The sequence below is a fragment of the Streptococcus sp. LQJ-218 genome (genome assembly GCF_003428885.1).
Lineage (GTDB): Bacteria > Bacillota > Bacilli > Lactobacillales > Streptococcaceae > Streptococcus.
This window is the reverse complement of record NZ_QQRU01000002.1, coordinates 248,636-258,749: the sequence shown is the minus strand read 5'-3', so window position 1 is coordinate 258,749 and position 10,114 is coordinate 248,636. Positions and strand designations below refer to the sequence as shown.

9 protein-coding genes are annotated in these 10,114 nt (G+C 35.1%); all 9 read right to left on the bottom strand.

Annotated elements, in window-relative coordinates; translation table 11 throughout:
• Positions 1–144: 144 nt before the first annotated feature.
• Genes ftsH through pth form a run of 9 tightly spaced genes read right to left on the bottom strand, consistent with a single transcriptional unit; the run spans position 145 to position 10,086 of the window.
• Positions 145–2,103, bottom strand: a complete 1,959-nt coding sequence (ftsH, locus tag D2908_RS02905; protein ID WP_117304730.1) for an ATP-dependent zinc metalloprotease FtsH — start codon at positions 2,101–2,103, stop codon at positions 145–147.
• Positions 2,104–2,118: 15 nt separating this feature from the next.
• Positions 2,119–2,661, bottom strand: coding sequence for a hypoxanthine phosphoribosyltransferase (hpt, locus tag D2908_RS02900; protein WP_117304728.1), 543 nt, complete (start codon positions 2,659–2,661; stop codon positions 2,119–2,121).
• A gap of 4 nt (positions 2,662–2,665) precedes the next feature.
• A complete protein-coding gene (tilS, locus tag D2908_RS02895) occupies positions 2,666–3,943 on the bottom strand; it encodes a tRNA lysidine(34) synthetase TilS (RefSeq protein ID WP_117304726.1) in 1,278 nt (425 codons plus the stop codon).
• Positions 3,940–5,208 carry a serine hydrolase gene (locus D2908_RS02890; protein ID WP_117304724.1) on the bottom strand — a complete coding sequence of 423 codons (1,269 nt, stop codon included), beginning with the start codon at positions 5,206–5,208 and terminating at the stop codon, positions 3,940–3,942. Before D2908_RS02890 ends, tilS begins: the two co-directional genes overlap by 4 nt.
• Positions 5,201–5,323 carry an SP_0009 family protein gene (locus tag D2908_RS10230; protein ID WP_000429334.1) on the bottom strand — a complete coding sequence of 41 codons (123 nt, stop codon included), beginning with the start codon at positions 5,321–5,323 and terminating at the stop codon, positions 5,201–5,203. The genes D2908_RS02890 and D2908_RS10230 overlap by 8 nt, the downstream gene beginning before the upstream one ends.
• Positions 5,324–5,327: 4 nt before the next feature.
• Positions 5,328–5,696 carry a septum formation initiator family protein gene (locus D2908_RS02885; protein ID WP_117304722.1) on the bottom strand — a complete coding sequence of 123 codons (369 nt, stop codon included), beginning with the start codon at positions 5,694–5,696 and terminating at the stop codon, positions 5,328–5,330.
• Positions 5,689–5,955, bottom strand: a complete 267-nt coding sequence (locus D2908_RS02880; protein WP_049496531.1) for an RNA-binding S4 domain-containing protein — start codon at positions 5,953–5,955, stop codon at positions 5,689–5,691. The genes D2908_RS02885 and D2908_RS02880 overlap by 8 nt, the downstream gene beginning before the upstream one ends.
• Positions 5,956–6,012: 57 nt before the next feature.
• Entirely contained in the window at positions 6,013–9,516 is a 3,504-nt protein-coding gene (mfd, locus tag D2908_RS02875; RefSeq protein ID WP_117304720.1) for a transcription-repair coupling factor, read from the bottom strand.
• On the bottom strand, positions 9,517–10,086 hold the full coding sequence (pth, locus tag D2908_RS02870; RefSeq protein ID WP_117304718.1) for an aminoacyl-tRNA hydrolase: 570 nt from the start codon (positions 10,084–10,086) through the stop codon (positions 9,517–9,519).
• Positions 10,087–10,114 lie beyond the last annotated feature (28 nt).

Genomic DNA, 10,114 nt, shown 5'->3' with positions numbered 1-10,114 from the left:
CTTCTTTATACAATTCTTTAAACATAACGTTCCCCTTTCTAGATACAGTTTAACAAATAAAGAAGCTAATTGGGTTCTTTTCTCTGTTCTGTTCTCTCTACCTCCTCAACTGCACAAAAAAGAGAGGACTTGCCTCTCTTTGGGTTATTTTTCGTCATTCATTTTTGACTTTACTTCATCATAGGATAGTGCATGAGACTCATCTTCTACTGCTTCAGGCATCTTTCCTGTTTCGTAAAGAGCTTTTATTTGTGTACTATCCAGTGTTTCGTATTTCAATAATGCTTCTGCAATCAATTTGTGGGTTTCACGATTTGATTGGATGATTTCAGCAGCTTTGTTTCGTGCTTGATTCAACAATGAACGAACCTCTTCGTCAATTTCATAAGCTGTTTGTTCTGAAATTGATTTTTGAGAGCTTTGTGCACCAAACATGGCATGATTTCCTTCATATTGTACTGGACCAAGTTTTTCACTCATACCATACTCTGTAACCATTGCACGCGCCATTTGTGTTGCTTGTTCAAAGTCGTTTGAGGCTCCTGTAGTTTGTACATTAAAGATAATTTCTTCAGCTACACGTCCACCCATCAAACCAGCCAATTGCTCTTTCATATCTTCTTTAGATAGTAGCATTTGGTCTTCCTTAGGAAGTGCAATCATGTACCCACCTGCACGTCCACGTGGTACGATTGTAACTTTATGAACAACACGGGCGTTCGACAAGACTAGACCAACAATGGTATGTCCTGCCTCATGATAGGCAACCAATTCGCGTTCTTTTTGTGATACTGTCTTGTCTTTTTTAGATGGTCCAGCAATCACTCTATCTTCTGCTTCATCAATATCTGAGGCATCAATTATCGATTTATTGCGTCGAGCAGCAACTAAAGCCGCTTCATTCAAAACATTCTCTAAATCAGCACCAACAAAGCCTGGAGTTTGTTGAGCCACTAATTTTAAATCAACATCTTCTGCTAAAGGCTTGTTCTTAGCATGAACTTTCAAGATTGCTTCACGACCTTTAACATCAGGGCGACCAACCAATACTTTTCTATCAAAACGTCCTGGACGTAAAAGGGCAGGATCTAATACATCTGAACGGTTTGTCGCAGCAATGACAATAATCCCTTCATTTCCCTCAAAACCATCCATCTCAATCAAGAGTTGGTTCAAGGTTTGTTCGCGTTCGTCATTTCCTCCGCCTAGACCAACTCCACGTTGACGTCCGACAGCATCAATTTCATCGATAAAGATGATAGCTGGTGCTGCTTTTTTGGCATCTTCAAAAAGAGAACGAATACGACTAGCTCCAACTCCGACAAACATTTCTACAAAGTCAGAACCTGAGATACTAAAGAATGGAACACCTGCCTCTCCAGCAACTGCTTTAGCAAGTAAGGTCTTACCTGTCCCTGGAGGTCCCTCCAAAAGAACACCTGCTGGAATACGGGCTCCAAGTTTTGTAAATCGTTTTGGATCTTTTAAGAATTCAACAACTTCAACCAGTTCTTGTTTTTCTTCCTCAGCTCCAGCAACATCTGAAAATCTTACTTTAATATCTTCTTTATTTGCAGCTTTAGCCTTACTACGCCCGAAACTCATCGGGTTACGGCTATTATTTCCTCCCATATTTCCCATCATAGAGAATAGGAAGAAGAAAAGAATACCGAATGGCACAATGGATACAAGAATATTAATCCACATACCACTTGAACTTTCATGCTTAATAGTTACTTCCGCTTTATGGTCAGAAGCAAGCTTTTGCAATTCTGATACTGTAGTGTCTGAAGGAAGAATAATACTTGAAAATTTCTCTACTGTTGTAGCAGAAGGAGAAAAGAACTGAATGCCTGTTTCTTCTTTACTTGTTTTAGGATTTTTATAAACACCCGAAACTTCGATAACACTGCCATTTGGTTGGTAGGTTAATTCTTTTACATTATCATCGGTAATTTCTTTCACCAATTCTGTATAATTAATTTGCTCACTTTTCCCTGCAACACTACCTGTACTAAAATACTGGTAACTTGTAACTAGGAAAAAAATAAGTAATAACCATAGAAAAGGATTTTTAATTAAACCATTATTTTGTTTTTTCATTAAAAATTGTTCTTTCTAATTTGAATATACTTCTTCTTTCAATACTCCAACATAGGGAAGGTTACGATAATTTTCTTTGTAGTCTAAACCATAACCTACTACAAACTCATTTGGAATAGTAAAGCAGGTATAGTCTGCCTCAATTTCTACAACATGTCCTTCTGGTTTATCCAACAAGGTTGCAATGTGAACAGAAGCTGCTTCTCTTGCAATGAACATATCGCGCAAATTCTTCAAAGTTTGACCTGTATCAATGATATCTTCTACAAATAGAACATGTCTTCCTTTGATATCTTGAGTCACATCTTGCTTGATATTGATGACACCACTACTTGCTGTTCCACCATGGTAGCTAGAAACCATCATAAAGTCCATTTCAATATGTGTGTCGATATGTTTAACCAATTCAGCCATAAAAGGAATAGATCCTTTTAAAATCCCAACTAAGATTGGATTTTTTCCTGCATAGTCCTTAGTTAATTGAGCACCTAATTTTTTAGCAGCTGCTGTAATTTCATCTTGTGAAACGAGGATTTTTTTAATATCGTTTTCTAACATTCTTTTACCTATCTATTTTTTCTATATAAAGTACAGTGTTCATTATATCAATTTTCGTGTTTTTACTCAAATTACTGGTCGCAATTCCCAAAATTGAGACAATTTCACCAAATTGCTCAATAATCAGAGCAGATTTTCGCTTTTCCATAGGGATTTTCAAATCAATAAATAGACGTCTGAGTTTTTTTCTATGCCCATTTTGAATCAAAACATCTCCTGTTTTTCGATGACGAATGTGTATTGATGTTTCCCGTGAAACAGGTACTTGTTGAATTGATTCACCTTCTAAAGGAAGCCCGAAAGAAAATTTATATCCTTGATAAGTAACCTTATTTTGATAGTGTAACACAAGTTCATCTTCCTTTTCATCAGCCTGAGGACTGATTTTACAAATCCGAAACTGTTGATACTCTTTTACTAATTCATAACCATTTTTAAGTGGATGACGATACTGGCTTTTAGTTTTTAAAATTTGTCTAACTTCTTCAAACTGAGCTTTTGCAAGATTCAAATCTGGAAAACGATTCAGATAAGTTTGAAGCAAAACGCTTTGTGTCGACTCAGAGTAAGACAATAGCTGCTCTAAATTTTCTACATCAATATTCTTTGATAATTCAGCTATGGCTAGGTCATAATCTAAAATCTCGTTTCCTATATCCAAGATTGCATCTCTAAATCGAGGATTTTCTTTTTCCAATTCTGGTAAATAAGAATTTCGAATACGATTGCGAAAATAATGATTTTCCTGATTTGATGTATCTTCAAAGTGAAAAATTGGTGGAAAGTCTTTTTTCTGGAAATGCAAGAAGGGCCGAATGATTTCTATCTCTCCGACTACTTGTTTCTCCTTAATCCCTGATAGATAGCGCAAACGAGTGCCTCGAATCAAACGCATCAAAATCGTCTCTACCTGGTCATCAGCATGGTGAGCAGTGACCAAGGCTGTTGCACCTGTCTTTTTCATGACCTCTTGAAAAAAATCATAACGAAAATCTCGAGCACGCGCTTCTGAAAATTTATCTGAAAAACTGCTGACATAAATAGGAAGCTCTGCTTCAGCAGCCAACTTCCTTAATTCTTTTTCTTCCAAATCTGACTCTACTCTCTGCTTATGATTCACATGAGCTAGAATCAATTCAATTTCTAACTCTTTTTGATACGTAGATAATACCTTAAATAGAAACATAGAATCTAATCCACCAGAAAGAGCTAGCACCACCTTAGCATGCTTTTTGAAATATCCCTTCTTGAGAAAATGATTTAAAAAATCTTGTTCCCTCATTTTAGAACCTCATAAACATCCTTGGCTATCTTAGAAATCGTATCATAATCAGAATTTTTAGTGAAAATAGAAAGAATAAATGGAGAGTCTGCATAGACAACACCCGTATCATGCTTAAATTCATCCGCATCCCCAATTTTATGAGCTACTTTAACGGAAACACCTTTGGCAATTCGCTCATTATCAAAATCTGTTTTAGTCAAAGAATCCAATACAAATCCATTTTGGTTATAAATAGCTTCCATGACTTTCCCAGCCATTTTAGAAGAAATCAATTTTTCTTTTGGATCCCAATCATCTCCCATAATAGCAGACATCTTAGACTTGAATGTGGCATCAGATTGGTTTGAAATGTAATATCCCAATAAATTATGAGCTACATTATCAGATTCTTTTGATACTTTCGTAATTAAATCCTTTAGAGAATACTCTTTATTATCCTCTTTTTTAGGAAGACTACCACTTCCTTCTGGTTTATAGGAACCTGGAAAATCATTGACTGCAGATATGTATTTTACAGTCGTATCTAACTGATAAAGACCTTCATTTATTTTTTCTTGCGTATAATAAAGATAAGGGAGTTTCAAAACACTAGCCGCATACATCTTTTCATCTTGATTGATACCAGCTTCTTTTCCAGTAGTCAGTTGCTTAACATAAATAGAAAATGAATCCTTCTGATATTTTTCCGATAACATTTCTTGGACTTTACTTATCCGATTATCTGCTTCAGAAGTTGATTCTTTAGCTACCCATCCAGCCTGATCAATATGTAGAAATTCTCTTCCTTCTACAAACATGGTCTTGTCGATTGAAACTTGCGAATAAGCTGATAAGGATGATTTCATTTCTTTTAAATCATAAGGACTATTGTACAGTTTAAAATCAGATTCTAACCATACTTTTTTGATTGTAGGAGTTACCTCTGACTGATCATATAAAAATCGTTTGTCCGCAGCTATAAATTGGTGGTTGGATAACTTAAATACTGGAATTCCCTGTTTATTTAAGCGCCACTCGGTTATTTGGAAACTTGTTTTTGGAGTTAATTTTCCAGATTCCACTACTAAATCTTCATTCGCATAAACAGGAACCTCTCCATAAACCATGGGAGAACTTAATTTTTCTCTAAAATAAATACCAAAGTCAGATTGTGAAAGGTAATAAATTTCTTTTGAAGTATAGACTACTTCTTTTTCTGTGCTAACGACTTTTGAAATGGTCAAAAAACTCGGTAGCAACAAAATAATTAAGAACTTACGCATTCTTCCTTTCCTTTTCTTCTTGTAAACGCAATAATTGATTTTTATCAGCCAACTCTTCCAGCTTTTCATCCGATAGACTCAAAAATTGCTCTATTACATCTAATAAATTTTCCATTTTATCACCTTGGGAGCAAGTCAGGAATCGTATAAACAGCTTCCCGATTCTTAGAATAATAATATTTTGCACGCATGTATTTAGCAGCGTAATCTTCATCTTTCAACTTTGTAGCAAAAGCTGCCTCCTTCTCCTTTTCCTCACTCAGGGTTTGATACTGAGTTTGCAGGTCTGATAACTGTTGACGTCTTTGGAGTAATTGGTGATAGCTTTGAGCAAGATTATAAGTTGGTAAAATGAACAATAAAATCATCAAAATAAGAACCCAACCCATGAAACGATTCCGTTTTTGTCGTTCCTTCATCAGATAGCGACGACGTTGGTGTTCATTTTGAATAAAAGAATTATTCAATTGTACGATATTTTTAGACATTTTCTTCTACCCGTGTTTCACTGATAATTTCATACATGCCTGCTGCATCTTCTTTTTTTGTACTATCTTTCATCTTTAGTACTTTGACAAGTAGCAACTTATTGCCAAAGCGAATTTCAACTTGGTCATTAACTTTCAAATCCGTTGAACTTTTGGCCAAGATTCCATTTACCTTGATTCTGCCTTTATCTGCTACTTCTTTTGCGACTGTACGACGCTTGATAATTCTTGATACTTTTAAATATTTGTCTAATCTCATTTTTATTACCTCAAATTATTATTGTACCATTTTTATCCATTTTATAGAAGAAAAATGTTAAATGGAATTGCTTTCTTTTGACTCTTTTATCTTTAATAAACTTTCTCCAAAAATGAGCATACCTTCTAAAATTTCATAGTCCTTCTTATTTCGGACATCAAATACAACTTCCATTAATCCCTTATTCTCAGCTATGGCTGCTTTTAAGTTCGTTGCGGATAAGGCTTTAAAATAATCTTGAGCCAAGAATAGTCGTTGAGTGACTTTTTCAAATTGAACTGTAATCTTATTTTCTTTTCTTTCCACACGTTCTACAAAGACCTTGTCAAAATATGACTTGACCAAACCAATCTCTAAAAGGTATGCTACTACATCTGGATATTCTCCAAAGCGGTCCATCAACTCTTCCTGCAACTCTTCATAATTGACACGATTGTCAATTTGACGAATTTTCTTGTAAATTTCGATTTTATGTCGTTGATCAGAAATATAAGTATCAGGAAGATAAGCATCAATTTGTAAAATCAACTCAGCATTTCCTTTGGTTCTTGTGTTCCCATTGCCATTCCGTTTAGCAATAGCTTCCTCTAGTAACTGTGAATACAATTCAAAACCAACAGAATCAATGAAACCTGATTGAGATTTTCCTAGGAGATTTCCTGCTCCACGAATTGACAGATCTCGCATCGCAATCTTAAATCCGGAGCCCAATTCTGTAAATCCTTTGATGGCTTCTAATCTCTTTTCAGAAACTTCACTGATTGATTTTTCTGGACGATACATGAGATAGGCATAAGCAATGCGATTGCTACGACCAACTCTTCCTCTTAATTGATACAAGGTTGACAAGCCCATATGGTCCGCATTTTCAATAAATAAAGTATTAGCATTGGGAATATCCACCCCTGTCTCAATAATGGTAGTCGTCACCAAGATATCATACTGACCTTCAATGAAATCCAATAGAGTGTTTTCCAACTGAATTTCACTCATTTGTCCATGAACATAACCAATAGAAGCCTCCGGAATCAACTCCTGTAATTCTGAAACCTTCTGGTCAATTGTGTCAACTTTGTTGTAAAGATAGTAAACTTGACCTCCACGCTCCATTTCACGCAAGACAGCATCACGAATGACACTATCATTCTTTTCCAAAACATAGGTTTGAACAGGATAGCGATTGGTTGGGGGAGTTTCAATAACAGACAAATCTCTGATTCCCAGCATAGACATATGGAGGGTACGAGGAATCGGCGTAGCGGTCAAAGTTAGGACGTCTACTTGTTTTTTCAGTTCTTTCAAGGTTTCCTTATGTTTGACACCAAATCGCTGTTCTTCATCAATAATCATCAAGCCCAAATCAGCAAACACAACATCTTTTGACAAAACACGATGTGTTCCAATCAAAATATCGACTTGACCATTCTTTAATTTTTCAAGTGTTTCAGTCTGCTCTTTTTTACTTCTAAAGCGACTCAACACATCAATATTAACTGCAAAATTTTGGAATCGTTCCTTAAAATTCGTATAGTGTTGTTGTGCTAGAACCGTCGTGGGAACTAGAACGACAACCTGTTTGTGATCATTGACTGCCTTAAAGGCTGCACGCATAGCAACTTCTGTCTTTCCAAAACCAACATCCCCAACTAAAAGTCGATCCATTGGCTGAGAATCTTGCATATCTCTCTTGATTTCCTCAATACTACGAAGTTGATCATCCGTTTCAACATAAGGAAAAGCATCATCAAAAGCATGTTGATCTTCATCATCAGCTGAGAAAGCAAAACCTTTCAACTGACTACGCTCAGAATAAAGTTTGATTAAATCGTCAGCTATATCCTCTACCTGATTCTTAACTTTTTGCTTAGCCTTTTTGAAATGACCGTCATTTAATTTATTGAGTTTTGGAGCTTTCCCATCACTTGAAATATATTTAGACAGTAACTGAATCTGCTCTACTGGGATGGAAATTTGATCCCCATTTTGATACTGGACACTGACATAATCGCGGTGGATTCCTTTGATTTCAATTGTTTCAATTCCTAGATATTGACCAATCCCATGAATATGATGGACAACGTAATCTCCTTTTTCAAGTTCATTGTAATCTTTTAATCTCTCTGCGTTTGAAGCATGTTGTCTTCGAAAACGACGTTTCAATTTCTTTTGAAAAATCTCATGTTCAGTTATCAATAAAATCTTTTCATCTACAAAATGAAAACCATGTCTGAGATTACCCTCGATTAAGTTTACAGATAATTTACAGATACTTGACTTATCTCTGGAATCCAATTTAATCTGATATTCCTCTAAAACATCCTCTAATGTTTTACTTCCCATTGAATTGCTAGACTGCAGGATGACAGTGTAATCCATTTTTTTGTATCGTTCAATTTCTTCTTTTAGAAAAGAAAATTGATTGAAAAACTCCTGCATAGGATATTGATTAAATTGATAAATCTGGTCAAACTTAAGATTTCCTAACCCCTTTTGTAGATTAGAGAAAAAGGTAACTGGACTCTGTTTTTTATAGATTTGCTCTGTATCTGCAAAATACTTCATCTCAGAAAATGCTTTACTATTCTGTAATTCTTCTGTAACGTATTGCGCTAATTCTCTTTCAAATACTTCATACTGATTCATTAATTTTTGATAATCATCAAAGAATATTGGGGTATCTTTTTCAATATAGTCAAAAACAGTCCATGTCTTGTCATAACACAAAGATAAAAATTTTCTTGAATCAGTATGAATTTGTTTTTGGTGAAAACTTGAAAGAATTTCTTCTAAGTATGATTTTAAAATAGGTGATGACGTTTTTGAAATCTGTTTTTCTAAAGCTAACTGTCCTCGTTGATAATCCTTTTCTCTCAAAAGCATATCACTAGCCGGAAAGATAGTGAGTTCTGTCTGATTTTCTTTCGATAATTGTGTTTCGACTTCAAATGACCTGATACCATCAATTTCATCACCAAAAAACTCAATTCGGCAAGGTTCTAACTGGGATATTTCAAAAATATCTAAAATATCTCCTCGCATACTAAACTCACCTTGAGTTTGTACTTGTGTAACTTTTCGATAGCCAATTTCCTTTAATTGGTGGATAAGCGCGTGTTGATCGTACTCTTCACCCACTGATATTTTTACAATACTATCTTTGAACACATTTGGAGACGGTAAAATCAATCGACTTGCTGCGATATTACAAACTAAAATCCCTCTCTTAGATGAATCAGTCAAAAAACGCAAGGCTTCAACCCGTGAAATGATTTTTTCTTGTGAAGACATCAAAAACTCTACCATAGGAGCATCATCTACTAAAAATGGATAGACAAGTTCCTCACCCAAGATAGAGAGAAGATCACTAACCAGTCCTTCTGCTTCTCCATAAGTTGACGTTAATAACACAATCTTATCTTCTTTTTCTAGACTACTTGCAATTGCAAGAGCCTTAGTAGACGTTGATAAACCTAGTATCAGTTGTCTTTTCTTATCTGTTAAATTTTGATGCCATTTTTTGATCTGATTATTTTCAGAGAATACATCTAATAAGGTCACCATTTATCCGTTATACCTCTGCATTGTTTTCTCAAAATTTTTCTCTTGTAAATAGTAGTTTACAGAATCGTCAACCTTGTCAATTGACTGTAAAATACCAATATAATCATCCTTGTCAAACTTACTCAAAACATGATGAACAACTGACATGCCGTTTTTGGGTCTTCCAATTCCAATCTTAACACGGTTAAAGACTTGAGTCCCTATATGTTGAATAATAGACTTGATACCATTATGACCACCTGCAGAACCCTTTGCTCTTAAACGAATCTTTCCAACTTCCATATCAAGATCATCGTAAATGATGAGTAAATCTTCAATATCCAAACCATAGTAGGTTAATAAAGCATGAACAGCTTTTCCACTCTCATTCATAAAGGTAGTTGGTTTCACTAGATAAATTTTTTCACCATTAAGGAAAAATGAGGCTAACTCAGCTTGGAATATCTTATCGTGTGTAAAAGTGACATTCTGTTTTTTCGCTAGTTGGTCAATCAACATAAAACCAACATTGTGTTTTGTTTCAAAATATTTATCCCCTGGATTTCCTAATCCTACAAGTAATTTGGTCATTTATTTTTCCTTTCAAAAGCCAAAAGGG

Coding starts and splice junctions, on each gene's coding strand:
- ftsH (WP_117304730.1), bottom strand. CDS start 2,103: ATGAAAAAACAAAATAATGGTTTAATTAAAAATCCTTTTCTATGGTTA.
- hpt (WP_117304728.1), bottom strand. CDS start 2,661: ATGTTAGAAAACGATATTAAAAAAATCCTCGTTTCACAAGATGAAATT.
- tilS (WP_117304726.1), bottom strand. CDS start 3,943: ATGAGGGAACAAGATTTTTTAAATCATTTTCTCAAGAAGGGATATTTC.
- D2908_RS02890 (WP_117304724.1), bottom strand. CDS start 5,208: ATGCGTAAGTTCTTAATTATTTTGTTGCTACCGAGTTTTTTGACCATT.
- D2908_RS10230 (WP_000429334.1), bottom strand. CDS start 5,323: ATGGAAAATTTATTAGATGTAATAGAGCAATTTTTGAGTCTATCGGAT.
- D2908_RS02885 (WP_117304722.1), bottom strand. CDS start 5,696: ATGTCTAAAAATATCGTACAATTGAATAATTCTTTTATTCAAAATGAA.
- D2908_RS02880 (WP_049496531.1), bottom strand. CDS start 5,955: ATGAGATTAGACAAATATTTAAAAGTATCAAGAATTATCAAGCGTCGT.
- mfd (WP_117304720.1), bottom strand. CDS start 9,516: ATGGTGACCTTATTAGATGTATTCTCTGAAAATAATCAGATCAAAAAA.
- pth (WP_117304718.1), bottom strand. CDS start 10,086: ATGACCAAATTACTTGTAGGATTAGGAAATCCAGGGGATAAATATTTT.